The 25,011-nt window shown below is 61.9% G+C and carries 29 protein-coding genes; 2 read left to right on the plus strand and 27 right to left on the minus strand.

Annotated elements, in window-relative coordinates:
* Positions 1 to 8: 8 nt before the first annotated feature.
* From rplR to rpsL, 22 genes are all read right to left on the minus strand, one after another.
* Entirely contained in the window at positions 9 to 368 is a 360-nt protein-coding gene (gene rplR / locus NKI15_RS14240) for a 50S ribosomal protein L18 (RefSeq protein ID WP_023682602.1), read from the minus strand.
* Between the two features lie 140 nt (positions 369 to 508).
* A complete protein-coding gene (gene rplF, locus NKI15_RS14245) occupies positions 509 to 1,042 on the minus strand; it encodes a 50S ribosomal protein L6 (protein WP_023682603.1) in 534 nt (177 codons plus the stop codon).
* A 41-nt stretch (positions 1,043 to 1,083) separates the two neighbouring features.
* Positions 1,084 to 1,482, minus strand: coding sequence for a 30S ribosomal protein S8 (rpsH, locus tag NKI15_RS14250; RefSeq protein ID WP_006205453.1), 399 nt, complete (start codon positions 1,480 to 1,482; stop codon positions 1,084 to 1,086).
* A 12-nt stretch (positions 1,483 to 1,494) separates the two neighbouring features.
* Positions 1,495 to 1,800 carry a 30S ribosomal protein S14 gene (rpsN, locus tag NKI15_RS14255; RefSeq protein WP_010909282.1) on the minus strand — a complete coding sequence of 102 codons (306 nt, stop codon included), beginning with the start codon at positions 1,798 to 1,800 and terminating at the stop codon, positions 1,495 to 1,497.
* A gap of 27 nt (positions 1,801 to 1,827) precedes the next feature.
* Positions 1,828 to 2,427, minus strand: a complete 600-nt coding sequence (gene rplE, locus NKI15_RS14260) for a 50S ribosomal protein L5 (RefSeq protein ID WP_023672755.1) — start codon at positions 2,425 to 2,427, stop codon at positions 1,828 to 1,830.
* Positions 2,420 to 2,734, minus strand: coding sequence for a 50S ribosomal protein L24 (gene rplX, locus NKI15_RS14265; protein ID WP_023691245.1), 315 nt, complete (start codon positions 2,732 to 2,734; stop codon positions 2,420 to 2,422). Before rplX ends, rplE begins: the two co-directional genes overlap by 8 nt.
* 12 nt (positions 2,735 to 2,746) lie before the next feature.
* Entirely contained in the window at positions 2,747 to 3,115 is a 369-nt protein-coding gene (gene rplN / locus NKI15_RS14270; RefSeq protein ID WP_006205457.1) for a 50S ribosomal protein L14, read from the minus strand.
* A 72-nt stretch (positions 3,116 to 3,187) separates the two neighbouring features.
* On the minus strand, positions 3,188 to 3,427 hold the full coding sequence (gene rpsQ, locus NKI15_RS14275) for a 30S ribosomal protein S17 (RefSeq protein ID WP_010909280.1): 240 nt from the start codon (positions 3,425 to 3,427) through the stop codon (positions 3,188 to 3,190).
* 11 nt (positions 3,428 to 3,438) lie between these two features.
* On the minus strand, positions 3,439 to 3,639 hold the full coding sequence (gene rpmC / locus NKI15_RS14280; protein WP_006205459.1) for a 50S ribosomal protein L29: 201 nt from the start codon (positions 3,637 to 3,639) through the stop codon (positions 3,439 to 3,441).
* Between the two features lie 13 nt (positions 3,640 to 3,652).
* Positions 3,653 to 4,066: a 50S ribosomal protein L16 gene (gene rplP / locus NKI15_RS14285; protein ID WP_006205460.1), complete on the minus strand. Its 414-nt coding sequence runs from the start codon at positions 4,064 to 4,066 to the stop codon at positions 3,653 to 3,655.
* 26 nt (positions 4,067 to 4,092) lie between these two features.
* Positions 4,093 to 4,818, minus strand: a complete 726-nt coding sequence (rpsC, locus tag NKI15_RS14290) for a 30S ribosomal protein S3 (protein ID WP_023672753.1) — start codon at positions 4,816 to 4,818, stop codon at positions 4,093 to 4,095.
* Positions 4,818 to 5,207 (minus strand): 50S ribosomal protein L22, encoded by a 390-nt coding sequence (gene rplV, locus NKI15_RS14295; RefSeq protein ID WP_006205462.1) that lies wholly within the window; start codon positions 5,205 to 5,207, stop codon positions 4,818 to 4,820. The genes rpsC and rplV overlap by 1 nt, the downstream gene beginning before the upstream one ends.
* A 2-nt stretch (positions 5,208 to 5,209) precedes the next feature.
* Complete coding sequence (gene rpsS / locus NKI15_RS14300) at positions 5,210 to 5,488, minus strand: 30S ribosomal protein S19 (protein ID WP_006205463.1); 279 nt, start codon at positions 5,486 to 5,488, stop codon at positions 5,210 to 5,212.
* A gap of 16 nt (positions 5,489 to 5,504) precedes the next feature.
* Positions 5,505 to 6,338 carry a 50S ribosomal protein L2 gene (gene rplB / locus NKI15_RS14305; protein ID WP_023706515.1) on the minus strand — a complete coding sequence of 278 codons (834 nt, stop codon included), beginning with the start codon at positions 6,336 to 6,338 and terminating at the stop codon, positions 5,505 to 5,507.
* 23 nt (positions 6,339 to 6,361) lie between these two features.
* Positions 6,362 to 6,655 carry a 50S ribosomal protein L23 gene (locus tag NKI15_RS14310; RefSeq protein ID WP_023672751.1) on the minus strand — a complete coding sequence of 98 codons (294 nt, stop codon included), beginning with the start codon at positions 6,653 to 6,655 and terminating at the stop codon, positions 6,362 to 6,364.
* Positions 6,652 to 7,272 (minus strand): 50S ribosomal protein L4, encoded by a 621-nt coding sequence (rplD, locus tag NKI15_RS14315; protein ID WP_023672750.1) that lies wholly within the window; start codon positions 7,270 to 7,272, stop codon positions 6,652 to 6,654. The genes NKI15_RS14310 and rplD overlap by 4 nt, the downstream gene beginning before the upstream one ends.
* The gene (gene rplC, locus NKI15_RS14320; protein WP_023682606.1) at positions 7,272 to 8,000 is read right to left on the minus strand and encodes a 50S ribosomal protein L3; all 729 of its coding nucleotides are present in this window, start codon (positions 7,998 to 8,000) and stop codon (positions 7,272 to 7,274) included. Before rplC ends, rplD begins: the two co-directional genes overlap by 1 nt.
* A 61-nt stretch (positions 8,001 to 8,061) precedes the next feature.
* Positions 8,062 to 8,370 (minus strand): 30S ribosomal protein S10, encoded by a 309-nt coding sequence (gene rpsJ, locus NKI15_RS14325; protein WP_010909272.1) that lies wholly within the window; start codon positions 8,368 to 8,370, stop codon positions 8,062 to 8,064.
* 69 nt (positions 8,371 to 8,439) lie between these two features.
* Positions 8,440 to 9,615, minus strand: coding sequence for an elongation factor Tu (gene tuf / locus NKI15_RS14330; protein WP_023723394.1), 1,176 nt, complete (start codon positions 9,613 to 9,615; stop codon positions 8,440 to 8,442).
* A gap of 65 nt (positions 9,616 to 9,680) precedes the next feature.
* Positions 9,681 to 11,771, minus strand: coding sequence for an elongation factor G (gene fusA / locus NKI15_RS14335; protein WP_352515203.1), 2,091 nt, complete (start codon positions 11,769 to 11,771; stop codon positions 9,681 to 9,683).
* Between the two features lie 30 nt (positions 11,772 to 11,801).
* Positions 11,802 to 12,272: a 30S ribosomal protein S7 gene (gene rpsG, locus NKI15_RS14340; protein WP_008875664.1), complete on the minus strand. Its 471-nt coding sequence runs from the start codon at positions 12,270 to 12,272 to the stop codon at positions 11,802 to 11,804.
* A 60-nt stretch (positions 12,273 to 12,332) separates the two neighbouring features.
* Positions 12,333 to 12,704 carry a 30S ribosomal protein S12 gene (rpsL, locus tag NKI15_RS14345; RefSeq protein ID WP_006333356.1) on the minus strand — a complete coding sequence of 124 codons (372 nt, stop codon included), beginning with the start codon at positions 12,702 to 12,704 and terminating at the stop codon, positions 12,333 to 12,335.
* A 495-nt stretch (positions 12,705 to 13,199) separates the two neighbouring features.
* On the opposite strand from rpsL, the gene NKI15_RS14350 reads away from it, so the two are divergent.
* Positions 13,200 to 13,481, plus strand: coding sequence for a hypothetical protein (locus NKI15_RS14350; protein WP_023686022.1), 282 nt, complete (start codon positions 13,200 to 13,202; stop codon positions 13,479 to 13,481).
* Positions 13,482 to 13,587: 106 nt separating this feature from the next.
* Positions 13,588 to 14,523: a Gfo/Idh/MocA family protein gene (locus NKI15_RS14355; RefSeq protein ID WP_023686023.1), complete on the plus strand. Its 936-nt coding sequence runs from the start codon at positions 13,588 to 13,590 to the stop codon at positions 14,521 to 14,523.
* 46 nt (positions 14,524 to 14,569) lie between these two features.
* Here NKI15_RS14355 and NKI15_RS14360 read toward each other — a convergent pair whose 3' ends face one another.
* The 5 genes from NKI15_RS14360 to rplJ form a co-directional block, all read right to left on the minus strand.
* Positions 14,570 to 15,235, minus strand: a complete 666-nt coding sequence (locus NKI15_RS14360; protein ID WP_023667433.1) for an O-methyltransferase — start codon at positions 15,233 to 15,235, stop codon at positions 14,570 to 14,572.
* A gap of 79 nt (positions 15,236 to 15,314) precedes the next feature.
* The gene (gene rpoC, locus NKI15_RS14365) at positions 15,315 to 19,511 is read right to left on the minus strand and encodes a DNA-directed RNA polymerase subunit beta' (RefSeq protein WP_023667434.1); all 4,197 of its coding nucleotides are present in this window, start codon (positions 19,509 to 19,511) and stop codon (positions 15,315 to 15,317) included.
* A gap of 147 nt (positions 19,512 to 19,658) precedes the next feature.
* Positions 19,659 to 23,795: a DNA-directed RNA polymerase subunit beta gene (gene rpoB / locus NKI15_RS14370; RefSeq protein WP_023748781.1), complete on the minus strand. Its 4,137-nt coding sequence runs from the start codon at positions 23,793 to 23,795 to the stop codon at positions 19,659 to 19,661.
* A 248-nt stretch (positions 23,796 to 24,043) separates the two neighbouring features.
* Entirely contained in the window at positions 24,044 to 24,421 is a 378-nt protein-coding gene (gene rplL / locus NKI15_RS14375; protein ID WP_023667436.1) for a 50S ribosomal protein L7/L12, read from the minus strand.
* Between the two features lie 54 nt (positions 24,422 to 24,475).
* Positions 24,476 to 24,994: a 50S ribosomal protein L10 gene (rplJ, locus tag NKI15_RS14380; RefSeq protein ID WP_023667437.1), complete on the minus strand. Its 519-nt coding sequence runs from the start codon at positions 24,992 to 24,994 to the stop codon at positions 24,476 to 24,478.
* Positions 24,995 to 25,011 lie beyond the last annotated feature (17 nt).

Genomic DNA, 25,011 nt, shown 5'->3' on the forward strand with positions numbered 1-25,011 from the left:
TCAGGCAATTAGAAGCTCAGACCGCCTTCACGGGCAGCCTCGGCCAGCGCCTTGACGCGGCCGTGATAGATATAGGCGCCGCGGTCAAAGACGACTTCCTTGACGCCGGCCTTCGAAGCACGCTCGGCGATCAGCTTGCCAACAGCGGCTGCTGCCTCGGTGTCGGCGCCGGTCTTGAGCGAACCCTTGAGGTCCTTCTCGAGTGTCGATGCAGCCGCGATGGTATGGCCCTTGGCATCGTCGATGACCTGCACGTAGATGTTCTTCGACGTGCGGTGAACCGAGAGACGCGGACGTTCGCCGGCGACCTTCTTGATCTGGCGGCGGACGCGCTGCGCGCGGCGCTGGATGGATTCCTTGGTAGCCATGATAGTCTTCCTTGCCTTCAAAAAACGGGGGCCGCCATGTGCGGTAGGCGAAAGCGCCTCCCGCGACCGCTCCCCGCGGCGTTGCACTTCTTTGGCTTGGCCTTTTCCGAAAAGTCTGCAACTTTTCGGGGCCAGGCCTACTACTTCTTCTTGCCTTCCTTGCGGACGATCTTCTCGCCGGCATAGCGGACACCCTTGCCCTTGTAGGGCTCGGGACCGCGATACTCGCGGATCTCGGCTGCAACCTGGCCGACCTGCTGCTTGTCGATGCCGGTCACGGTGATTTCCGTCGGCTTCGGCACGGTGATCGTGATGCCGGCCGGCGTCTCGTAAACGACGTCGTGGCTGAAGCCAAGCGCCAGCTGCAGGTTCTTGCCCTGGAGTGCCGCGCGATAGCCGACGCCGGTGATCTCGAGCTTCTTCTCGAAACCGTCCTTGACGCCCTGCAGGATGTTGACGATCTGCGTGCGCGACATGCCCCACTTGGAGCGGGCGGTCTTGGTCTGGTCACGCGGCTGGACAGCGATTTCGCTGCCTTCCATCTTGACCAGCACTTCGTCGTTCACCACGAACTTCAGCTCGCCCTTGGGGCCCTTCGCCGTCACGGTCTGGCCGTTGACGGTCGCGGTCACGCCCTGCGGCAGCGAAACGGGTTTCTTTCCAATACGAGACATTTGGTTGTCCTCGTCACTTCTCTTGTTTCAGGTCTGCCGAATTAGAAAATCTGGCAGAGGATTTCGCCGCCGACATTCTGTTCGCGTGCTTCGTGATCGGCCATCACGCCCTTCGGCGTCGAAAGGATGGCGATGCCGAGGCCGTTGGCGACGTGCGGGATCGACTTGGCCGAAACGTAAACGCGGCGGCCAGGCTTCGAGACGCGGGCGATTTCGCGCACGACCGGAGCACCGTCGAAATACTTCAGCTCGATTTCGATTTCGGACTTGCCGTTGTCGAAGTCGGTCTGGCTGTAGTCGCGGATATAGCCTTCAGCCTTCAGCACGTCGAGGACGCGGGTACGCAGGCGCGACGCCGGCGTCGAAACGCTCGACTTCTTACGGCCATACGCGTTGCGGATGCGGGTCAGCATATCGCCGAGAGGATCGCTCAATGACATGTTATGTCCTCCTTACCAGCTCGACTTGACCAGGCCCGGGATCTGGCCGTTATTGCCGAGATCACGAAGCGCGATGCGCGATACTTTGAGCTTGCGATAATAGGCGCGCGGACGGCCGGTAACTTCGCAGCGGTTGCGGATGCGGATCTTGGCCGAGTTGCGCGGCAGGGCAGCAAGCTTCAGCTGAGCGCGGAAACGCTCTTCCATCGGCTTGGACTGGTCCATGATGATCGCCTTGAGCGCTGCGCGCTTGGGACCGTACTGGTCGGCAAGCTTGCGGCGCCTGTTGTTCTTCTCGACTGAGCTGGTCTTTGCCATTTCAGATTTTTCCTTTTCTCGCTGCCGTTACTGGCGGAAGGGGAAGTTGAAGGCCTTGAGCAATGCCCTGGCTTCGTCGTCCGTCTTCGCAGTCGTACAAACGATGACGTCCATGCCCCAGATCTGATCAACCTTGTCGTAGTTGATCTCCGGGAACACGATGTGTTCCTTGATGCCCATGGCGTAGTTGCCACGGCCATCGAAGCTCTTCGGATTCAGTCCGCGAAAGTCGCGGACGCGCGGCAGTGCGATGTTCACGAGACGGTCGAGGAACTCGTACATGCGTTCCTTGCGCAGCGTGACCTTGGCGCCGATCGGCATCTTCTCGCGGACCTTGAAGCCGGCGATCGAATTACGGGCGCGGGTGACGACGGCCTTCTGGCCGGCGATCATCGCCAGGTCTTCGGCCGCGATCGAAGGCTTCTTCGAATCCGCGGTCGCTTCGCCGACGCCCATGTTCAGCACGATCTTGTCGATGCGCGGAACCTGCATCTCGTTCTCGTAGCCGAACTGCTCCTGCAGCGCCTTGCGGATGGTCTCGTTGTAGACCTGCTTGAGGCGCGGCGTGTTCTGGGCCTTGGACTGTTTGCTTTCAGCCTTGGGCTTCGTGGTTTGAGCCTTAGCCATTGATGACTTCTCCCGAGCGCTTGGCGACGCGCACCTTCTTGCCGTCCTTCTGGAAGATGAAGCCGACGCGGGTCGGCCTGCCATCCTTGGGGTCGGCGAGCGCGATGTTCGACAGCTGGATCGGCGCTTCCTTGGTGATGATCCCGCCCTCTTGGGACTGGGACTGCTTCTGGTGACGACGGATCATGTTGACGCCGCGCACCAGCGCGGTGTCTTCCTTCGGCTGAACCGAGAGGACTTCGCCCGAACGGCCCTTGTCCTTGCCGGCCAGCACGACGACCTTGTCGCCTTTTCTAATCTTTTGCATTGGTCCGGCTCCTTACAGCACTTCAGGCGCGAGCGAGATGATCTTCATGTGGTTCTTGGCGCGGAGTTCGCGCGGAACCGGTCCGAAGATACGCGTGCCGATCGGCTCTTTCTTGTTGTCGACGAGAACGGCCGCGTTCTTGTCGAAACGGATCACGCTGCCGTCCGGGCGGCGGATGTCCTTGGCCGTGCGAACCACGACCGCCTTCATCACATCGCCCTTCTTAACGCGGCCGCGCGGAATGGCTTCCTTGATCGACACCACGATGATGTCGCCTACGGAAGCGTATTTCCGCTTCGAGCCGCCCAGCACCTTGATGCACATGACACGACGGGCGCCGGAATTATCCGCGACGTCGAGGTTTGTTTGCATCTGAATCATGACTGGCCGCCTTCTTCTCTTCTAACGGGACGGGCTCAAAGCCCCTCCCCGGTCTGTCCAAAATTCGGTTTGTTACGCCTGGTCCGAAGACACGACGATCCAGCGCTTGTCCTTGGAAATCGGCTTCGATTCCTGGATGAACACCTGATCGCCGACCTTGTGGGCGTTGTTCTCGTCGTGCGCCTTGTACTTCTTGGTCATGCGCACGGTCTTCTTCATCACGGGATGCGTGAAGCGCCGTTCGACCTTGACGACTACCGTCTTCTCGTTCTTGTCGCTGACGACAGTGCCCTGCAGAATGCGCTTTGGCATGATTTTCGTCCTTAAGCCTTCTTGGCCGCGGACTTTTCCGCAGCGATGGTCTTGATACGCGCAATGTCCTTGCGAACCTGCCGCACGCGCGCGGTCTTCTCGAGCTGGCCGGTGGCCTTCTGGAAGCGCAGGTTGAACTGCTCCTTCTTCAGGCTGGCCAGATCGTCGGTCAGCTGGTCCTGGGTCTTGGTCCGGATGTCTTCGGCTTTCATGATCAGCCCGTCCTTATTCTGCGATGCGCTGTACGAAGCGCGTCCTGACCGAGAGCTTGGCCGCGCCGAGACGCAGCGCCTCACGGGCGGTTTCTTCGTTGACGCCGTCGATCTCGAACATGATGCGGCCCGGCTTTACGCGCGCCGCCCAGTAATCGACAGCGCCCTTGCCCTTGCCCATGCGCACTTCAGTCGGCTTCGACGTCACCGGCACATCAGGGAAAATACGGATCCACACGCGGCCGGCACGCTTCATCTCACGAGTGATCGCGCGGCGGGCCGCCTCGATCTCACGCGCGGTGACGCGGTTCGGCTCAAGCGCCTTCAGCCCGAAACCACCGAAATCCAGGTTGGTGCCGCCCTTTGCGGTACCATGGATACGGCCCTTGAACTGCTTGCGGAACTTTGTGCGCTTTGGCTGCAGCATCGTTCTAACTCCAAATTCCTAAATAATCAGGCGTTTTCGCGACGACGACCGCGTTCGCGATCACCACCACCGCCATGCGCAGCATCACCCTCGGTCGCGCGACGCTCCGAAGCCATCGGATCGTGCTCGAGGATTTCGCCCTTGAACACCCAGACCTTGACGCCGCAGATGCCGTAAGCCGTATGCGCTTCGGCCGTGCCATAGTCGACATCGGCGCGCAGCGTATGCAGCGGCACGCGGCCTTCGCGGTACCATTCCATGCGTGCAATCTCTGCGCCGCCGAGACGGCCGGCGCAGTTGATGCGGATGCCTTCGGCGCCCAGGCGCATCGCCGACTGAACGGCGCGCTTCATGGCGCGGCGGAACGCGATACGACGCTCGAGCTGCTGGGCGATCGACTGGGCGACCAGGGTTGCGTCGATTTCCGGCTTGCGCACTTCAACGATGTTCAAGTGCGTCTCGGACTTCGTCATCTCCATCAGCTTCTTGCGAAGCTTTTCGATGTCGGCGCCCTTCTTGCCGATGATCAGGCCCGGGCGCGCCGCATGGATGGTGACGCGGCACTTCTTGTGCGGGCGCTCGATCACGACCTTGGAAATCGCAGCCTGCTTGAGTTCCTTTTCAAGATATTTGCGGATCTTGATGTCCTCATGCAGCAGCTTGCCGTACTCGCCGGTGTTCGCGAACCAGCGCGAATCCCAGGTGCGGTTGATGCCGAGGCGCAGACCGATCGGATTGACTTTCTGACCCATTATGCGGCCTCCCCTTTTTCTTCGACTTCACGAACGACGATCGTGAGGTGCGAGAACGGCTTTTCTATACGGCTGGCGCGACCGCGGCCACGAGCATGGAACCGCTTCATGACGATCGACTTGCCGACATAGGCTTCCGCCACGATCAGTGCATCGACGTCGAGGTCGTGGTTGTTTTCCGCGTTGGCGATCGCCGATTCCAGCGTCTTCTTGACCGTGCCGGAAATCCGCTTGGCCGAGAATTCGAGATCGGAAAGCGCTGTCGCGACCTTCTTGCCGCGGATCAGCGCGGCAACCAGGTTCAGCTTCTGCGGGCTGATACGGATCGTGCGCAGAACGGCGCGCGCTTCGTTGTCAGCAAGCCTGCGCGGAGCTTTGGCCTTGCCCATGATTATTTCCTCTTCGCCTTCTTATCCGCGCCGTGACCGTAATAGGTCCGGGTCGGAGCGAATTCACCGAACTTGTGACCGACCATGTCCTCGTTCACCGAGACGGGAACATGCTTCTGGCCGTTGTAGACACCGAAGGTGAAGCCGACGAACTGCGGCAGGATGGTGGAGCGACGGCTCCACATCTTGATCACCTCATTGCGACCACCTTCACGAACCTTGTCCACCTTCTTGAGAAGGTAGCCGTCGATGAAGGGGCCTTTCCAAATAGAACGAGTCACTTGGCGTTACCTCTTCTTAGCTCTTGCGCTGATGGCGCGAGCGCAGGATGAACTTGTCGGTCGCCTTGTTGGACCGCGTCTTCTTGCCCTTGGTCGGCTTTCCCCACGGGCTGACCGGATGACGGCCACCGGAGGTGCGGCCTTCACCACCGCCATGCGGATGGTCGACCGGGTTCATGGTCACGCCGCGATTGTGCGGGCGCTTGCCGCGCCAGACCGTGCGGCCGGCCTTGCCGTCGTTGATGTTGCCGTGGTCGGGGTTCGACACGGCGCCGACGGTGGCCATGCAGGAGCCGTGAACGACCCGCTGCTCGCCCGAGTTGAGGCGCAGGATCGCCATGCCCTGGTCGCGACCGACCAGCTGTCCGTAGCCACCTGCCGAGCGGGCAACCTGGGCGCCCTTGCCCGGCTTCAGCTCGATGTTATGGACGATCGTGCCGACCGGCATCGAGGCCAGCGGCATCGCATTGCCTGGCTTCACGTCGACCGATTCACCGGCCACGATCTTGTCGCCGGCGGCAAGGCGCTGCGGAGCGATGATGTAGGACAGCTCGCCATCGTCATACTTGATCAGCGCGATGAAGGCGGTGCGGTTCGGATCGTATTCAATGCGCTCGACCGTGCCGACGACGTCGAACTTGCGGCGCTTGAAGTCGATGATGCGGTACGAACGCTTATGACCGCCGCCGATGAAGCGGGCCGTGATGCGGCCGTGATTGTTGCGGCCGCCCGACTTGGTCAGGCCTTCGGTCAGTCCCTTGACGGGCTTGCCCTTGTAGAGGCCCGAGCGGTCGACGATGACCAACTGGCGGGTGCTCGGCGTTACCGGGTTGAATTTTTTAAGTGCCATGTTTGTTGTCCTCGCGGCCTAGCTCAGAGACCCGTCGCGACGTCGATCGACTGGCCGTCGGCCAGTGTCACAATCGCCTTCTTGACGTCGCTCTGGCGGCCGATCGTGCCGCGGAAGCGCTTGATCTTGCCCTTGCGGACAAGCGTGTTCACGGCCGTAACCTTGACGCCAAACAGCGCTTCGACAGCGGCCTTGATTTCCGGCTTCGACGCCTTCTTGGCGACGTTGAAAACAACCTGGTTGTTCTCGGAAGCCATGGTCGACTTTTCCGTGATCGCCGGCGAGACGATCACGTCGTAATGACGGAGGTCGGTCATTTAAAGCGCTCCTCGAGAGCCTCGACGGCGGCCTTCGAAAGGACCAGCGTGCCGCGGCGCAGAATGTCGTAGACGTTGATGCCCTGGATGGGCAGCACGTCGATGTTCGGGATGTTGGTCGCCGCCAGCTTGAAGTTCTGGTCAAGCTCGGCACCGCCGATCACCAAGGCGTTGGTCAGGCCCAGTGTCGCGAAATTCGCGATCAGCGCCTTCGTCTTGGCCTCGGTCAGCTTCAGCTCGTCGATGATGATGATCGACGCGCTCTTGGCCTTGGCCGAGAGAGCATGCCGCAAGCCCAGAGCGCGCACCTTCTTCGGCAGATCGTGCTCGTGGCTGCGAACGACCGGGCCGTGGGCCTTGCCGCCGCCGCGGAACTGCGGAGCGCGTGCCGAATGGTGACGGGCGCGGCCCGTACCCTTCTGCTTGTACATCTTGGCGCCGGTGCGCGCGATTTCGGCGCGGCCCTTGGCCTTGTGCGTGCCCTGCTGCCGTTTGGCCAGCTGCCAGCGCACGACGCGCTGCAGGATGTCCTCGCGCGGATCAAGGCCGAAAATCTCCTCGGAGAGTTTCACCTTGCCGGCGTCCTTGCCGCCAAGCGTTGTGATCTTGAGATCCATTATTCTGCTCCCTCTGCGGCCGGAGCCTCGTTCTTGGCGCCACTCTCGGCGGCAACGGCGCGGATCGCGGCAGGCTTCGGCGCGTTGGCCGGCAGTGCCACCTTGGCCGCATCGCGGACCAGGATCCAGGCGCCCTTCGATCCGGGAACCGCACCGCGGATCAGGATCAGGCCGCGGTCGGCGTCGGTCGAAACGATCTCGACATTCTGTGTGGTGACGCGGGTGTCGCCCATGTGGCCAGCCATATGCTTGCCCTTGAACACTTTGCCCGGGTCCTGACGCTGGCCGGTCGAACCGTGCGTACGGTGCGAAACCGAGTTACCGTGCGTCGCGCGGCCACCACCCATGTGATGGCGCTTGATGACGCCCTGGAAACCCTTGCCGATCGTCGTGCCCGTCACATCGACCTTCTGGCCGGCGACGAAGTGCTCGACGGTGATCTCGGCGCCGACATCGATCATGTTGTCGGCGGAGACGCGGAACTCGGCGACCTTCGCCTTCGGCTCGACGGAAGCGGTCGCGAAATGGCCGCGCATCGCCTTCGACGTGTTCTTCACCTTGGCAAGGCCAACGCCGAGCTGGACGGCGGTATAGCCGTTCTTCTCCTGCGTGCGCTGAGCCACGACCTGGCAGTTCTCCATCTGGAGAACGGTGACGGGAACATGTTCCCCGGCATCATTATAGATGCGGGTCATTCCCACCTTCTTTGCAATCACACCTGAACGCATCGGTTCAATTCCTTTAGAGTTCCGGGCCAGGGGCACCGCCCCTTACCGCGCTCTCATTCCCTTAGAGCTTGATCTCGACGTCGACACCGGCGGCCAGATCGAGCTTCATCAAAGCATCGACCGTCTGCGGGGTCGGATCGACGATGTCGAGCAGACGCTTGTGCGTGCGCATCTCGAACTGCTCGCGGCTCTTCTTGTCGACGTGAGGCGACCGGTTGACCGTGAACTTTTCGATCCGCGTCGGCAGCGGAATGGGGCCGCGGACGTTTGCTCCGGTGCGCTTGGCCGTCGACACGATTTCTTTCGTCGAGGCGTCAAGCACGCGGTGATCAAACGCCTTCAGGCGGATGCGGATATTCTGTCCGTTCATGCGTCACTTCCTTGTTCTGGCGCGGCGCGGGCAAATCCTGCGCCCGCGACAGATCGGTTTAAGTCCAAATTACTCTTTGATGGTGACGACGATGCCGGCACCGACGGTACGGCCGCCTTCACGGATGGCGAAGCGCAGCTTCTCTTCCATGGCGATCGGCACGATCAGCTCGACATCGACCGTGATGTTGTCGCCGGGCATAACCATTTCCGTGCCTTCCGGCAGCGACACGATGCCGGTCACGTCGGTCGTGCGGAAGTAGAACTGCGGACGGTAGTTGGTGAAGAACGGCGTGTGACGGCCACCTTCGTCCTTGGTCAGGATGTAGGCTTCGGCCACGAACTTCTTGTGCGGCTTCACCGTACCGGGCTTGGCCAGAACCTGGCCGCGCTCGACGCCTTCACGATCAACGCCGCGCAGCAGCGCGCCGATGTTGTCGCCGGCCTGGCCCTGATCGAGCAGCTTGCGGAACATCTCGACGCCCGTGCAGGTCGTCTTGGTCGTCGGACGGATGCCGATGATTTCCAGTTCCTCGCCGACCTTGACGATGCCGCGCTCGACGCGGCCGGTCACGACCGTGCCACGGCCCGAGATCGAGAACACGTCTTCGATCGGCATCAGGAACGGCTTGTCCAGCGGACGAACAGGCGTCGGGATATAGGCATCGACCGCAGCCATCAACTCGCGGATCGCATCTTCGCCGATGGTCTTGTTGGAATCTTCCAGAGCAGCCAGCGCCGAACCCTTGACGATCGGAATGTCGTCGCCGGGGAACTCGTTCTTCGACAGAAGCTCGCGAACCTCGAGCTCGACCAGTTCGAGCAGCTCGGCATCGTCGACCTGGTCGACCTTGTTCAGGAACACCACGATCGACGGCACGCCGACCTGACGGGCAAGCAGGATGTGCTCGCGGGTCTGCGGCATCGGGCCGTCGGCGGCCGACACCACCAGGATCGCGCCGTCCATCTGCGCAGCGCCCGTGATCATGTTCTTCACATAGTCGGCGTGGCCGGGGCAGTCGACATGGGCGTAGTGGCGCGCTGCCGTCTCGTATTCGACGTGCGCCGTCGAAATCGTGATGCCGCGGGCCTTCTCTTCGGGCGCCGCATCGATCTGGTCGTAGCGCTTGTACTCGCCAAAATACTTCGTGATCGCCGCCGTCAGCGACGTCTTGCCATGATCGACGTGGCCAATCGTGCCAATGTTCACATGAGGCTTGTTACGCTCGAATTTACCTTTTGCCATGTGATGTCTCCAATCTGCTCGCCCGTACGGGCCTTGAATTAAGTTACCGATGCAACCCGTTCAGGTTACGCGTATTTCTTCTGGACTTCCTGGGCGACCGCGGTCGGCACAGGCTCATAGTGATCGAACTGCATCGTGTAGGCCGCGCGGCCCTGGCTCATCGAGCGCAGGTTGTCGACGTACTTGAACATGTTGGCCAGCGGCACCATCGCGTTGATGACGACAGCCACGCCACGCGCTTCCTGGCCCTGGATCTGGCCGCGACGGCCGTTCAGGTCGCCGATGACGCTGCCGACATAGTCTTCCGGGGTCACGACTTCGACCTTCATGATCGGCTCGAGCAGCTGCACGCCAAGCTTGGGTGCGGCTTCACGGAAGCAGGCGCGGCCGGCGATTTCGAAGGCCAGAACGCTGGAGTCCACATCGTGGTAAGCGCCGTCGATAAGCGTCGCCTTGACGCCGATCATCGGGAAGCCCGCGAACGGACCCGACGACATGACGCTGTTGATGCCCTTTTCGACACCCGGGATGTATTCCTTGGGAACCGCACCGCCGACGATCTTGGTCTCGAACTCGAACTCCGAGCTTTCCGGGTTCGGTTCGAACACGATCTTGACGCGGGCGAACTGACCGGTACCGCCGGTCTGCTTCTTGTGGGTGTAGTCCTGCTCGTGCCTGCGGGTGATGGTCTCGCGGTAAGCCACCTGCGGCGCGCCGACATTGGCCTCGACCTTGAACTCGCGACGCATGCGGTCGACGATGATGTCGAGGTGAAGTTCGCCCATGCCCGAAATGATGGTCTGGCCGCTTTCCTCGTCCGTCTTGACACGGAAGGACGGATCCTCGGCAGCCAGGCGGTGAAGGGCGAGGCCCATCTTTTCCTGGTCGTTCTTGGTCTTCGGCTCGATGGCGATCTGGATGACCGGATCGGGGAATTCCATGCGCTCGAGGATGACCGGGTGCACCGGATCGCTGAGCGTGTCGCCGGTGGTCGTGTCCTTGAGGCCAGCCAGAGCAACGATGTCGCCGGCAAAGGCTTCTTCGACGTCGGCGCGCGAATTCGCATGCATCTGCAGCATGCGGCCGATGCGCTCTTTCTTGCCCTTGACGGTGTTATCGACCGAGATGCCCTTGGTCAGCTTGCCCGAATAGATGCGGGCAAAGGTCAGCGAACCGACGAACGGGTCGTTCATGATCTTGAAGGCCAGCATCGACAGCGGCTCGTTGTCGTCGGCATGACGCTCGATCTCGGCGTCGGTCTTGGCGTCGACGCCCTTGATGGCGGGAACATCGGCCGGCGACGGCAGGTATTCGACGACGGCGTCGAGCAGCGGCTGCACGCCCTTGTTCTTGAAGGCCGAGCCACAGAACATCGGGTAGAACTTGACGGCGATGGTGCCCTTGCGGATCAGCGCGCGGATCTCGTCATTCGACGGCATCTTGCCTTCGAGGTAATTCTCGAGTGCCGTCTCGTCCATTTCGACAGCGGCTTCGATCATCTTCTCGCGGTATTCTTCGGCACGGGCCTGGAGATCGGTCGGGATCTCGACGACGTCCCAGGCTGCGCCCAGCGTCTCGTCGCGCCAGACCAGCGCGTTCATCTCGACGAGATCGACAACGCCCTTGAATTCAGTCTCAGCGCCGATCGGCAGCTGCATGACGACGGCATGCGCACCAAGACGCGAGCCGATCATCTCGACCGAGCGGTAGAAGTCGGCGCCGATCTTGTCCATCTTGTTGCAGAAGATCATGCGCGGAACTTTGTACTTGTCGGCCTGGCGCCAGACAGTCTCGGTCTGCGGCTCGACACCGGCATTGGCATCGAGCAGCGCAATGGCGCCGTCGAGCACGCGCAGCGAACGCTCGACTTCGATGGTGAAGTCGACGTGTCCGGGAGTGTCGATGATGTTGAAGCGGTACATCTTGCCGCTGCGACCCTTCCAGAAGGTCGTGGTGGCGGCGGACGTGATGGTGATGCCGCGCTCCTGCTCCTGCTCCATCCAATCCATGGTGGCAGCGCCGTCGTGGACTTCGCCGATCTTGTGCGACTTGCCCGTGTAATAGAGGACGCGCTCGGTGGTCGTCGTCTTGCCGGCGTCAATATGCGCCATGATACCGAAATTGCGGTAGTCTTCGATTTTGTATTCGCGGGCCATCTTGGATGCCTTCTCAGTCTCGTTCGCGCTTTACCAGCGGTAGTGTGCGAAAGCGCGGTTGGCTTCAGCCATCTTGTGGGTGTCTTCACGCTTCTTCACGGCGGTGCCGCGGTTGTTGGCTGCGTCCATCAGCTCGCCGGAGAGGCGGTCGACCATGGTGGTCTCGTTGCGGTTGCGGGCCGCGGCGATCAGCCAGCGGATCGCCAGGGCCTGGCGGCGCTCGGGGCGCACATCGACCGGAACCTGGTAGGTAGCGCCGCCGACGCGGCGCGACCGGACTTCCACATGCGGCGCGACATTGTCGAGCGCCTGATGGAAGACGGTGACCGGCTCCTGCTTGGTCTTCGACTGAACCTGGTCGAGCGCACCGTAGACGATGGTCTCGGCAACCGACTTCTTGCCGTCATACATGACGGCGTTCATGAACTTGGTGACGATCAGATCGCCGAACTTCGGGTCCGGATTGATCTCACGCTTTTCTGCACTGTGACGACGCGACATGGCTTTTGTCTCTCAATCTCGTAGCCCGACGCATTCAAGCAGCGCCAGGGCCGGAAAATCTTACTTCGGACGCTTGGCGCCGTACTTCGAACGGCGCTGCTTGCGGTTCTTCACGCCCTGCGTGTCGAGCACGCCGCGGATGATGTGGTAGCGCACGCCCGGAAGATCCTTTACGCGGCCGCCGCGGATCATGACCACGGAGTGTTCCTGAAGGTTGTGGCCTTCGCCGGGGATGTAGCCGATCACTTCAAAGCCGTTGGTCAGGCGGATCTTGGCCACCTTGCGCAGTGCCGAGTTCGGCTTCTTCGGCGTCGTTGTATAGACGCGCGTGCAGACGCCCCGCTTCTGCGGGTTCTGCTGCATGGCCGGGACCTTGTTGCGCTTCACCGGCGCAATGCGCGGCTTGCGGATCAGCTGGTTGACGGTAGGCATTAAACCCTCTTGTCTCTCAATTCCGTGTCTCGCCCGGTCAGGGCCGCTCAAAGCGCCAATTCCATACGCAAATTCGGGCCATAAACCGCGCCTCGCGGTCCTGCCCGAACAAAATGCAGAGGAAGCGGGAACCGCTTCATGCGCGCCGGAAATGTCTTTTCGCTCGTAAAACGAACCCTGTTTGAGGCAAACTCCAAAGCGTGTCGCTTCGGAAGGGAGAGCCTCACATCGGTTCTGACTGGGCGGCTTCTACTCGCAAGACCGTGAACCGTCAACCCCGGCACGCCAAATATTGCGCGCTGACGACGGCTTGGCAGCCATGCGAAAAACGCATGTAATTTTCTTTCTTCGTTTTGCAAGGCAGAGGAAGAAAGTGACCGGGGCAGACAAGAAAGTGACCGGCTTTTGGCTGTCATGCGCGGGTTCTTCATGGCAAAAGGCGCCATGGACAGCCCAAAACCCCTCGCCCGCCCCCGTCTCAAGAGGAATCAGCCCGTGAACGACAATGAGGAACGCCCGGTCACCATCGTCACCGGCCGGGTCTGGAAAAAGAAGGGCGGCAAGCCGGAAGGCGTCCATGTGATGCTGGTTGCGCCCGACGACGATTCGGCCGTGCGCCGGGTGCTCGAATCGCTTGCGGCCGAAGGCTATGCCGAGGTCGAGCTCGACCAGATCGGCGATATGGACGGCGAACCCGACGAGGAGCCGCATCTGTCAGCCTTTCAGGGTGCGCTCGAAGGCGAAGTGTCGATCGTTACGTTCGAGGTTCCGCTCTGAGCGTGGCCGGCTGCTTGCGCCTGTCACCGCGCCGGCTTGCCCGGCACCGGTTCTCTGCTAAGAACCGAGCGACTTAACCAGCCAAATTCGAATCCGCGGAGTTCCCATGCCCTCGAACAATGGTCCCATCAAGCTCGGCATCGTCGGCGTCGGCAAGATCGTGCGCGACCAGCATCTGCCGGCAGTGGCCAAGGATGCGGACTACCGCCTCATCGCCGCCGCCAGCCGGCACGGCAAGGTGGACGGCATCCCGAATTTTCCGACCATTGAGGCGATGCTCGACGCGGTGCCGGAACTCGAGGCGGTGTCGCTGTGCATGCCGCCGCAGTTCCGCTACGACGCGGCACGCACGGCGCTGATTGCGAAGAAGCATGTTTTCCTGGAGAAGCCGCCGGGCGCCACTGTCAGTGAGGTCGAGGACCTGAAGCGGCTGGCGGCAGCCAATGGCGTCTCACTGTTCGCCAGCTGGCATTCGCGCTACGCGCCGGCGGTGGAAGCCGCGCGTGCCTTCCTGGCGTCGGCCAAGGTCAACTCGGCCGCCATCCTCTGGAAGGAAGATGTCCGCCGCTGGCATCCGAACCAGGATTGGATCTGGGCGCCGGGCGGCTTCGGTGTCTTCGATCCCGGCATCAACGCACTGTCGATCGCAACCCACATCCTGCCGGCGATGTTCATCACCTCGGCCGTCCTCGACTTCCCGGAAAACCGCGCCTCGCCTGTGGCGGCCCACGTGACCTTCCGTACCTCGGATGGGTTGCCGGTGACCATGGAGCTCGACTGGCTGCAGACGGGACCACAGAGCTGGGACATCCTGGCCGACACCGACAAGGGCAAGATGGTGCTGTCCGGCGGCGGCACCAAGCTCGCCATCGACGGCAAGGTGGTTCACGACGAGCCGGAAGCCGAATATCCCCAGCTTTACCGGCGCTTCGCTGAAATCGTACCCGCCGGCGTCTCCGATGTCGATTTGGCACCCCTGCAGCACGTGGCCGACGCCTTCATGCTCGGCAAGCGCAATGTGGTGGAAGCGTTCTTCGATTGAGCGATGAGTTCTGCCGGACCGCAGTCCGGACACTCATCATGCAGCCTTACTCGACGATCGCAATCGCAAACCCGTCATAGCCTTTGGCGCCGACGGTCTGGATGGCGGTGCCGTCCAGGCGCTTGTCGCCGCCGATGAAGGAAAACGCACCGCGTGCGCCTTCGACATACGCGTCACGGCCATCGTCGTTGAGCACGGTGCCGTCGCGGATGACGTTGTCGCAGATGATGACCGTCCCCGGCCGCGACAGGCGCATGGCCCATGACAGATAATTCGGGTTGTTCGGCTTGTCCGCGTCGATGAAGATCAGATCGAACGGACCGGCATTTTCGGCAGCCAGCGTCTCAAGCGACTGAAGCGCGGGGCCGATCCTGAGCTCGACCTTGTCCGGCACCCCTGCCCGCTCGAGATTCGAGTGCGCGACTTTTGCATGATGCGGCTCGAGTTCGAGCGTCACGATCTTGCCGCCGACGGGCAATCCCCTTGCCATCCAGATGGTCGAGTAGCCGCCAAGCGTGCCGATCTCCAGCACCTTCCTGGCGCCGCTGATGCGGACCAGCAGCGACAGCAGCTTGCCCTGCGCCGGCGATACGTCGATGGCCGGCAGGCCCTGGTCGCGGTTGGCCGCAAGCACCGCTTCGAGGATGGGATCTGCTTCGAAGAGAGAGGAAACGATGTAGTCGTCGACGTCAGTCCAAACCTTCTTGCTCATGTTTTCCTCGATTCGATTGGGGGTCAAAACGCGAAAAGGGGCCACTGGGGCCCCCTTCCTTCTTCTCGTCCTACCGCGCTTACTGCGCGGCGTTGACCATGTCGGTCAGCATCGGCTCGGCGACCTCGACACCGGAGGCCTTGCGGCGCTCGTCGATGATCAGTTCGTCGCGCGAGGTGGCGATGCGCCGGATCTGGCTCATCGTGCCGCCGGTACCGGCCGGGATCAGCCGGCCGACGATGACGTTTTCCTTCAGGCCCTGCAGCATGTCGGTCTTGCCGGCAACCGCAGCTTCGGTCAGCACCCTGGTCGTCTCCTGGAAGGAGGCGGCCGAGATGAAGGAAGGCGTCTGCAGCGAGGCCTTGGTTATGCCCAGCAGCACTGGCTGGCCTTCGGCCGGCTTCTTGCCGTCCTCGACCAGGCGCTCGTTGACCTCTTCCAGTTCGATCACGTCGACGTGGTCGCCCGGAATGTAGGTCGAGTCGCCCTGCACCGTGATCTCGACCTTCTGCAGCATCTGGCGAACGATCACCTCGATGTGCTTGTCGTTGATCGACACGCCCTGCAGACGGTAGACTTCCTGGATTTCGTTCACGAGGTAGGAAGCAAGTGCTTCCACGCCCTTGATCGCCAGGATGTCGTGTGGCGCCGGATTGCCGTCGAGGATGTAGTCGCCCTTCTCGATGACGTCGCCGTCCTGGAGATGGAACGGCTTGCCCTTCGGGATCAGGTATTCGACCGGCTCAAGCGTCGAGTCATGCGGCTCGATGATGATGCGGCGCTTGTTCTTGTAGTCGCGGCCGAAGCGGATCGTGCCATCGATCTCGGCGATGATGGCGTGATCCTTCGGACGACGTGCCTCGAACAGCTCGGCAACACGCGGCAGACCGCCGGTGATGTCCTTGGTCTTGGCGCTTTCCATCGGGATACGCGCCAAAACGTCGCCGGGGCGAACCTGCGAACCCGGCTCGACCGAAAGAATGGCCTCGACCGAGAGCAGGAAGCGGGCGTCGCCGCCCTTCGACAGCTTGCCGACCTTGCCCTTCGGGTCAAGGATGGCGATCGCCGGCTTGAGGTCGTTGCCGCGTGGCGTCGAGCGCCAGTCGATGACCTCGCGCTTGGTGATGCCGGTCGATTCGTCGGCCGTTTCCTGAACGGAAATGCCGTCGACCAGATCCTCGTACGACACCTTGCCCTCGATTTCGGTAAGGACCGGGCGGGTATAGGGATCCCATTCGGCGATACGCTGGCCGCGCTTCACCTTGTCGCCATCGTCCACGAAGATGCGCGAACCATAGGTAAGGCGATGCGAGGCACGCTCCTTGCCGGCTTCGTCGAGGATCAGCACCGCCATGTTGCGGCCCATGACCATCTGCTGGCCGTCCGAGTTGCGCACCACGTTGCGGTTGCGGATCTCGACCTTGCCCTCATACGAGGCTTCAAGGAACGAGCTGTCCACCACCTGCGCCGTACCGCCCATGTGGAAGGTACGCATGGTGAGCTGGGTGCCCGGCTCGCCGATCGACTGCGCCGCGATGACGCCGACGGCTTCGCCCTGGTTGACCGGGGTGCCGCGGGCAAGATCGCGTCCGTAGCAGACCGCACAGACGCCGATCCTGACCTCGCAGGTCAGTGCCGAGCGAATGCGGACCGACTGCACGCCGGCCTTTTCGATCTTTTCCACGTCACGCTCGTCCATCAGCGTTCCGGCCTTGACCAGAACCTCGCCCGAAACCGGGTGCGTGATGTCATCGAGCGAGGTGCGGCCCAGCACGCGCTGACCGACCGAAGCAACGACCTGACCGGCATCGACGATCGGCTGCATGGTGAGGCCCTTGTCGGTGCCGCAATCCACGGAGTTGACGATGCAGTCCTGCGCCACGTCGACCAGACGACGGGTGAGGTAACCCGAGTTCGCCGTCTTCAAGGCGGTGTCGGCCAGACCCTTGCGGGCGCCGTGGGTCGAGTTGAAGTACTCGAGCACGGTCAGGCCTTCCTTGAAGTTCGAGATGATCGGCGTCTCGATGATTTCACCCGAGGGCTTTGCCATCAGGCCGCGCATGCCAGCGAGCTGACGCATCTGGGTGGGCGAACCACGCGCACCCGAATGCGACATCATGTAGATCGAGTTCATCGGCTTTTGACGGCCACTGTCCTCGAACTCGACGGCCTTGATGCGGGCCATCATCTCGTCGGCGACCTTCTCCGAGCACTTGGCCCAGGCGTCGACGACCTTGTTGTACTTCTCGCCCTGAGTGATCAGGCCGTCATTGTACTGCTGCTCGTATTCCTTGGCCAAAGCCTCGGTGTCGGAAACCAGCTTGATCTTGGCGTCCGGGATCAGCATGTCGTCCTTGCCGAACGAAATGCCGGCGCGGCAGGCGTGGCTGAAGCCGAGGGCCATGATGCGGTCGCAGAAAATGACCGTCTCCTTCTGACCGCAGTGGCGGTAGACGGTGTCGATCATCTTGGAGATGTTCTTCTTGGTCATCTCCTGGTTGGCGGTCTCGTAAGGCACGTTGACGTTCTTCGGCAGCAGCTCGCCGATGATCATGCGGCCAGGCGTGGTGTCGTAGATTTTCGACACGACCTTGCCTTCGGCGTCGACCGTGCGGAAACGACCCTTGATCTTGGAGTGCAGCGTCACCGCCTTGGTCTCGAGCGCATGCTGGAGTTCGCCCATGTCGGCAAACACCATGCCTTCGCCCGGCTCGTTCTGATTGACGATCGAGAGATAGTAGAGACCCAGGACCATGTCCTGCGAAGGCACGATGATCGGCGCGCCGGAAGCCGGGTGCAGGATGTTGTTGGTCGACATCATCAGCACGCGGGCTTCAAGCTGCGCTTCCAACGACAGCGGCACGTGAACGGCCATCTGGTCGCCGTCGAAGTCGGCGTTGAAGGCCGTGCAGACCAACGGATGCAGCTGGATCGCCTTGCCTTCGATCAGGATCGGCTCGAACGCCTGGATGCCGAGGCGGTGCAGCGTCGGTGCACGGTTCAAGAGCACCGGATGCTCGCGGATGACCTCGTCGAGGATATCCCAGACTTCCGGACGCTCCTTCTCGACCAGCTTCTTGGCCTGCTTGACGGTCGAGGAGAACCCCTTGGCGTCGAGGCGGGCGTAGATGAACGGCTTGAACAGTTCGAGCGCCATCTTCTTCGGCAGGCCGCACTGGTGCAGCTTGAGCTCCGGACCGGTGACGATGACCGAACGGCCCGAATAGTCGACGCGCTTGCCGAGCAGATTCTGGCGGAACCGGCCCTGCTTGCCCTTCAACATGTCGGACAGCGACTTCAGCGGACGCTTGTTGGCGCCGGTGATGACGCGGCCGCGACGGCCGTTGTCGAACAGCGCATCGACGGCTTCCTGCAGCATGCGCTTTTCATTGCGCACGATGATGCCGGGGGCGCGCAGCTCGATCAGCCGCTTCAGACGGTTGTTGCGGTTGATGACGCGGCGATAGAGATCGTTCAGGTCGGACGTCGCGAAACGTCCACCATCCAGAGGAACCAGCGGGCGCAGGTCCGGTGGGATCACCGGAACCACCTTCATGATCATCCATTCCGGACGGTTGCCGGACTCCATGAAGTTCTCGACGACCTTGAGCCGCTTCAGATACTTCTTCTGCTTCAGCTCGGACGTGGTCGAAGCCAGTTCCGAACGCAGATCGCCGGCGATCTTCTCCAGGTCCATGCCGGCCAGAAGGTCATGAATGGCCTCGGCGCCGATCATGGCGGTGAACGAATCCTCGCCATACTCGTCGACGGCGATCATGTACTCTTCCTCGCTGAGCAGCTGGTGCTCCTTCAGCGCGGTTAGGCCAGGCTCGGTGACGATGTAGTTCTCGAAGTAGAGGACGCGCTCGATGTCCTTCAGGGTCATGTCGAGCAGCGTGCCGATGCGCGACGGCAGCGACTTCAGGAACCAGATGTGAGCGACAGGTGCCGCCAGCTCGATGTGGCCCATGCGCTCGCGGCGAACGCGCGACAGCGTGACTTCGACGCCGCACTTTTCGCAGATGACGCCCTTGTACTTCATGCGCTTGTACTTGCCGCACAGGCATTCATAGTCCTTGATCGGGCCAAAAATGCGCGCGCAGAACAGACCGTCACGCTCCGGCTTGAAGGTGCGGTAGTTGATGGTCTCCGGCTTCTTGATCTCGCCGAACGACCAGGACAGAATCTTCTCAGGGCTGGCGAGCGATATCCGGATGGAATCGAACACCTGCGCCGGCGCCTGCGGATTGAAGAGATTCATGACCTCTTGGTTCATGCCGTTCTCCTTTTCGGGGTCCTCGAAAACCCCTTGCATCTAACGCGGGCCAAATGCCCGCTGAGTGGTCGGCCCACTGGCCGTAGAATTTGTTGCATCCGGTCGCGGCGTTCCGCGACCGGATGTCTTGCTTACTCGGCCGCGCCCCTATTCGGCAGCATCTGGCAGCCGGACAGGGTTGTCGTCGAGCTTGGTGTTCTCCAGCTCGACATTGAGGCCGAGAGACCGCATTTCCTTGACGAGCACGTTGAAGCTCTCGGGAATGCCGGCCTCGAACGTGTCGTCGCCGCGCACGATCGCCTCGTAGACCTTGGTGCGGCCGGCGACATCGTCCGACTTCACCGTCAGCATTTCCTGCAGCGTGTAGGCGGCGCCATAGGCTTCCAGCGCCCAGACCTCCATTTCGCCGAAGCGCTGGCCACCGAACTGCGCCTTGCCGCCCAGCGGCTGCTGGGTAACGAGCGAGTACGGACCGATCGAACGCGCGTGGATCTTGTCGTCCACCAGGTGGTGAAGCTTGAGCATATAGATATAGCCCATCGTCACCTTGCGATCGAACGGCTCGCCTGTGCGTCCGTCATAGAGCTGCGACTGACCGCTGGTGTGCAGGCCCGCCTGCTCCAGCATGATGTTGATGTCGACTTCATGCGCGCCGTCGAACACCGGTGTCGCGATAGAGACGCCGCGGCGCATCTGCTCGCTGAGGCGAACGATGCTCTCGTCGTCATATTCGCGGACCGGCTCGTTGCGGTCGTTGGCTGGGATGAAGCTCTCGAGCGTCTTGCGCAACGGCTTGATGTCTCCAGCCGTCTTGTACGCGTCGATCAGCTCGCCGATCTTCTTGCCCATGCCCGCGCATGCCCAGCCCAGATGCGTTTCCAGGATCTGGCCGACATTCATGCGGCTCGGCACACCCAGCGGGTTGAGCACGATATCGGCATGCGTGCCGTCCTCGAGGAAAGGCATGTCCTCGACCGGAACGATCCGCGACACGACACCCTTGTTGCCGTGACGTCCGGCCATCTTGTCGCCCGGCTGCATCTTGCGCTTCACGGCCACGAAGACCTTGACCATCTTCATGACGCCCGGAGGCATTTCGTCGCCGCGCTGGACCTTCTCGACCTTGTCCATGAAGCGCTGCTCGAGCGCCTTCTTGGAATCGTCGTACTGGCCACGCAGGGCTTCCAGTTCGCTCTGGAGCTTTTCGTTCTCCACCGCAAACTGCCACCACTGCGAACGCGGATACTCGTCCAGCGTGTCCTTCGACAGCTTCGAGCCCTTCTTGAAGCCCTTCGGCCCGGCAATGGCTTCCTTGCCGACGAGAACGTCGGAAAGGCGCGAATAGACGTTGCGGTCGAGGATCGCCTGCTCGTCGTCGCGGTCCTTGGCGAGGCGTTCGATCTCCTCGCGTTCGATCGCCATGGCGCGCTCGTCCTTCTCGACGCCGTGGCGGTTGAAGACGCGCACTTCGACGACTGTGCCGAAGGTGCCCGGAGGCATGCGCATCGAGGTGTCGCGAACGTCGGACGCCTTTTCACCGAAGATGGCGCGCAGGAGCTTTTCTTCCGGCGTCATCGGGCTTTCGCCCTTCGGCGTGATCTTGCCGACCAGGATGTCGCCCGGCTGCACTTCCGCGCCGATATAGACGATGCCGGCTTCGTCGAGGTTCTTCAGCGCTTCTTCCGAAACGTTCGGAATGTCGCGCGTGATTTCCTCCGGTCCAAGCTTGGTGTCGCGGGCCATGACCTCGAATTCCTCGATGTGGATCGAGGTGAAGACGTCGTCGGCCACGATGCGCTCGGAGAGCAGGATCGAGTCCTCGTAGTTGTAGCCGTTCCACGGCATGAACGCGACCAGCACGTTGCGGCCGAGCGCCAGATCGCCGAGCTCGGTCGACGGACCGTCGGCGATGATGTCGCCCTTGTTGACGCGGTCGCCCATGCGCACCAGCGGACGCTGGTTGATGCAGGTGTTCTGGTTCGAACGCTGGAACTTCATCAGCCGGTAGATGTCGACGCCCGACTTGCCGGGATCGAGATCTTCCGTGGCGCGGATGACGATACGCGTCGCGTCCACCTGGTCGACGATGCCGCCGCGGCGGGCGCCGATGGCGGCACCCGAGTCACGGGCAACGATCGGCTCCATGCCGGTGCCTACGAACGGCGCTTCGGCGCGCACCAGCGGCACGGCCTGACGCTGCATGTTGGAGCCCATTAGCGCGCGGTTGGCGTCGTCGTTCTCGAGGAACGGGATCAGCGCCGCGGCCACGGACACCATCTGCTTGGGCGACACGTCCATGAGATCGACGTTTTCGCGCGGCGCCATCATCACTTCGCCGGCGCTGCGGCAAATGACGAATTCGTCGACGAAACCACCATTCTTGTCGAGCTCGGCATTGGCCTGCGCAACGTGGTGCTTGGACTCTTCCATAGCGGAGAGATAGACGACCTCATTGGTCAGCTTGCCGTTGACGATCTTGCGGTACGGGCTTTCGATGAAGCCGTACTTGTTGACGCGCGCGAAGGTCGCCAGCGAGTTGATCAGACCGATGTTCGGGCCTTCCGGCGTCTCGATCGGGCAGATGCGGCCGTAATGCGTCGGGTGCACGTCGCGCACTTCGAAGCCGGCGCGCTCGCGGGTCAGACCGCCCGGGCCAAGTGCCGACAGGCGGCGCTTGTGGGTGATCTCCGACAGCGGGTTGGTCTGATCCATGAACTGCGACAGCTGCGAGGAACCGAAGAACTCGCGCACGGCGGCAGCCGCCGGCTTGGCGTTGATCAGGTCCTGCGGCATCACCGTATCGATCTCGATCGAGGACATACGTTCCTTGATCGCGCGCTCCATGCGCAGCAGGCCAACGCGGTATTGGTTCTCCATCAGCTCGCCGACAGAACGCACGCGGCGGTTGCCGAGATTGTCGATGTCGTCGATCTCGCCCTTGCCGTCGCGCAGCTCGACCAGCGTCTTGACCACGGCCAGGATGTCGTCCTTGCGCAGCACGCGCACGGTATCCTCAGCCTTGAGCTCGAGGCGCATGTTCATCTTGACGCGGCCGACGGCCGACAGGTCGTAGCGCTCCGAGTCGAAGAACAGCGAGTTGAACATGGCTTCGGCGGTTTCAAGCGTCGGCGGCTCGCCCGGGCGCATGACACGGTAGATGTCGAACAGTGCGTCCTGGCGGCTCTCGTTCTTGTCGACGTTGAGCGTATTGCGGATGTAGGCGCCGACATTGACGTGGTCGATGTCGAGAACCTTGATCTCGCTTTCGCCCGTGCCGAGCAGCACCTTCAGCGTCTTTTCGTCGATCTCGTCGCCGGCTTCGAGGAAAATCTCCCCGGTGCCGTAGTTGACGATGTCCTCGGCCAGGTAATTGCCGAGCAGATCCTCGTCGGTCGCCTTGATCGCCTTCAGACCCTTTTCGCCAAGCCCTCTTGCCTGGCGGGCGGTGATCTTCTTGCCGGCCTCGACGACAACTTCGCCGGTGTCGGCATCGACGAGGTCGCCAACGGCCTTCAGGCCGCGGAAACGCTCGACGTTGAACGGGATGCGCCAGTGGTCGCCGGCGCGCTTGTAGGTGATCTTGTTGTAGAAGGTCGACAGGATTTCTTCGCCGTCCATGCCGAGCGCCATCAAGAGCGACGTCACCGGAATCTTGCGGCGGCGGTCGATGCGGGCGTGCACGACGTCCTTGGAATCGAACTCGATGTCGAGCCACGAACCGCGATAGGGAATGACGCGCGCCGCAAACAAAAGCTTGCCCGAGGAGTGCGACTTGCCCTTGTCATGGTCGAAGAAGACGCCCGGCGAACGGTGCATCTGCGAGACGATGACGCGCTCCGTGCCATTGACGATGAAGGTGCCGTTGAGCGTCATGAGCGGCATGTCGCCCATATAGACGTCCTGCTCCTTGATGTCCTTGATCGACTTTGCGCCGGTATCCTCGTCGATATCGAACACGATGAGGCGCAGCGTCACCTTGAGTGGCGCGGCATAGGTCAGGTCGCGCTGACGGCATTCGTCAACGTCGAATTTCGGTCCTTCAAACTCGTACTTCACGAACTCCAGCATCGAGGAGCCGGAGAAATCGGAGATCGGGAAAACCGACTTGAAAACGGCCTGCAGTCCCTCGTCCGGACGCCCACCCTTGGGCTCCGCCACCATCAGGAACTGGTCATAGGATGCTTTTTGAACCTCGATCAGGTTCGGCATCTCCGCAACTTCCGGAATCTTTCCGAAGAACTTGCGTACGCGTCTGCGGCCATTGAAAGTCTGGGTCTGGGCCATCGTCGCTCCTTAGCTATAAACTCGGGGCGAGCCTCGCCGCGGCTCACCTTGCATGCGCGGCCACCTCGGCGGCGGCCCCTGATCTGTTTCCCGCCGCCTGGCGGCGACGGCTAAAACGGGTGAAAACCCGTTTCCTGAAGGCCGGTTTCGGCCCTCAGGAAAGAGGTTCTCGTACATCTCGCGCTACGCATCCTCCCCTCTGATGAAGGGAGTGGCGGACGGCGCGAGGCCGCCCGCCGCTTTTACGCTTACTTCAGGTCGACCTTGGCGCCGGCTGCTTCCAGCTGGGCCTTGAACTTCTCAGCGTCAGCCTTGGAAACGGCTTCCTTGACCGGCTTCGGAGCTGCTTCGACCAGATCCTTGGCTTCCTTGAGGCCCAGGCCGGTGATGGCGCGGACTTCCTTGATGACGTTGATCTTCTGAGCGCCTGCCTCGGTGAGGACGACGTCGAATTCCGTCTTTTCCTCAGCCGGAGCAGCAGCAGCGGCAGCGCCGCCGGCAGCGGCAACCGCCACCGGAGCAGCAGCCGAAACGCCCCACTTTTCTTCCAGAAGCTTCGACAACTCGGCCGCCTCGAGGACGGTCAGCTTCGAAAGGTCGTCTACGATCTTTGCCAGATCAGCCATTGTTGTATTCCTTCATCAGGTTCGAACGTGTGTTTGTGATAGCGAGGAACGGCCTCATGCCGCCTCGTCCTTCCGGGCGTAAGCGCCGATGACGCGCGCGACCGAAGCCGCTGGCGCATTGACGATCTGGGCGATCCGGGTTGCCGGCGTGGCGATCATGCCAACCAGCCTGGCGCGCAGCTCATCGAGCGACGGAAGTGTGGCGAGTGCCTTCACACCGTCGGCGTTGAGCGAGGTGGTGCCCATTGCGCCGCCGAGAATGACCAACTTGTCATTTCCCTTGGCGAAATCGGACGCGACCTTCGGCGCCGCAATCGGATCCTCCGAATAAGCGATCAGCGTCTGTCCCTTGAACAGGTCGATGATCGATGCGGAGTCCGTGCCCTGAAGAGCGATTTTGGCGAGACGGTTCTTCGCGACTTTGACGGTGCCACCGGCAGCGCGCATTTTCGACCGAAGGTCGTTCATTTGCGCGACGGTGATACCGGCGTAGTGGGCCACGACGACTGAACCAGCGCCTGCAAAAGCACCATTCAGGCCCGTGACGAGTTCGCGTTTTTCCGCTCTGTCCACTGCCTATCTCCAGTTGA

Source organism: Mesorhizobium sp. M0862 (assembly GCF_040319795.1).
Taxonomy (GTDB): Bacteria; Pseudomonadota; Alphaproteobacteria; order Rhizobiales; family Rhizobiaceae; genus Mesorhizobium.

What these genes read in the sequence shown, in the direction of transcription:
- rpoB (WP_023748781.1), bottom strand. Translation starts at nt 23,795, where the DNA reads ATGGCCCAGACCCAGACTTTCAATGGCCGCAGACGCGTACGCAAGTTC.
- rpsC (WP_023672753.1), bottom strand. Translation starts at nt 4,818, where the DNA reads ATGGGTCAGAAAGTCAATCCGATCGGTCTGCGCCTCGGCATCAACCGC.
- rplV (WP_006205462.1), bottom strand. Translation starts at nt 5,207, where the DNA reads ATGGGCAAGGCCAAAGCTCCGCGCAGGCTTGCTGACAACGAAGCGCGC.
- rpsG (WP_008875664.1), bottom strand. Translation starts at nt 12,272, where the DNA reads ATGTCGCGTCGTCACAGTGCAGAAAAGCGTGAGATCAATCCGGACCCG.
- rplP (WP_006205460.1), bottom strand. Translation starts at nt 4,066, where the DNA reads ATGCTGCAGCCAAAGCGCACAAAGTTCCGCAAGCAGTTCAAGGGCCGT.
- rplN (WP_006205457.1), bottom strand. Translation starts at nt 3,115, where the DNA reads ATGATTCAGATGCAAACAAACCTCGACGTCGCGGATAATTCCGGCGCC.
- rplB (WP_023706515.1), bottom strand. Translation starts at nt 6,338, where the DNA reads ATGGCACTTAAAAAATTCAACCCGGTAACGCCGAGCACCCGCCAGTTG.
- tuf (WP_023723394.1), bottom strand. Translation starts at nt 9,615, where the DNA reads ATGGCAAAAGGTAAATTCGAGCGTAACAAGCCTCATGTGAACATTGGC.
- rplL (WP_023667436.1), bottom strand. Translation starts at nt 24,421, where the DNA reads ATGGCTGATCTGGCAAAGATCGTAGACGACCTTTCGAAGCTGACCGTC.
- rplX (WP_023691245.1), bottom strand. Translation starts at nt 2,734, where the DNA reads ATGCAAAAGATTAGAAAAGGCGACAAGGTCGTCGTGCTGGCCGGCAAG.
- rpmC (WP_006205459.1), bottom strand. Translation starts at nt 3,639, where the DNA reads ATGAAAGCCGAAGACATCCGGACCAAGACCCAGGACCAGCTGACCGAC.
- NKI15_RS14310 (WP_023672751.1), bottom strand. Translation starts at nt 6,655, where the DNA reads ATGACCGACCTCCGTCATTACGACGTGATCGTCTCGCCGGCGATCACG.
- rplR (WP_023682602.1), bottom strand. Translation starts at nt 368, where the DNA reads ATGGCTACCAAGGAATCCATCCAGCGCCGCGCGCAGCGCGTCCGCCGC.
- rpsL (WP_006333356.1), bottom strand. Translation starts at nt 12,704, where the DNA reads ATGCCTACCGTCAACCAGCTGATCCGCAAGCCGCGCATTGCGCCGGTG.
- NKI15_RS14360 (WP_023667433.1), bottom strand. Translation starts at nt 15,235, where the DNA reads ATGAGCAAGAAGGTTTGGACTGACGTCGACGACTACATCGTTTCCTCT.
- rplE (WP_023672755.1), bottom strand. Translation starts at nt 2,427, where the DNA reads ATGGCTAAGGCTCAAACCACGAAGCCCAAGGCTGAAAGCAAACAGTCC.
- NKI15_RS14355 (WP_023686023.1), top strand. Translation starts at nt 13,588, where the DNA reads ATGCCCTCGAACAATGGTCCCATCAAGCTCGGCATCGTCGGCGTCGGC.
- rplD (WP_023672750.1), bottom strand. Translation starts at nt 7,272, where the DNA reads ATGGATCTCAAGATCACAACGCTTGGCGGCAAGGACGCCGGCAAGGTG.
- rpsJ (WP_010909272.1), bottom strand. Translation starts at nt 8,370, where the DNA reads ATGAACGGACAGAATATCCGCATCCGCCTGAAGGCGTTTGATCACCGC.
- rpsN (WP_010909282.1), bottom strand. Translation starts at nt 1,800, where the DNA reads ATGGCAAAGACCAGCTCAGTCGAGAAGAACAACAGGCGCCGCAAGCTT.
- fusA (WP_352515203.1), bottom strand. Translation starts at nt 11,771, where the DNA reads ATGGCCCGCGAATACAAAATCGAAGACTACCGCAATTTCGGTATCATG.
- rplC (WP_023682606.1), bottom strand. Translation starts at nt 8,000, where the DNA reads ATGCGTTCAGGTGTGATTGCAAAGAAGGTGGGAATGACCCGCATCTAT.
- rpsQ (WP_010909280.1), bottom strand. Translation starts at nt 3,427, where the DNA reads ATGCCAAAGCGCATTCTGCAGGGCACTGTCGTCAGCGACAAGAACGAG.
- rplF (WP_023682603.1), bottom strand. Translation starts at nt 1,042, where the DNA reads ATGTCTCGTATTGGAAAGAAACCCGTTTCGCTGCCGCAGGGCGTGACC.
- rpsH (WP_006205453.1), bottom strand. Translation starts at nt 1,482, where the DNA reads ATGTCATTGAGCGATCCTCTCGGCGATATGCTGACCCGCATCCGCAAC.
- rpoC (WP_023667434.1), bottom strand. Translation starts at nt 19,511, where the DNA reads ATGAACCAAGAGGTCATGAATCTCTTCAATCCGCAGGCGCCGGCGCAG.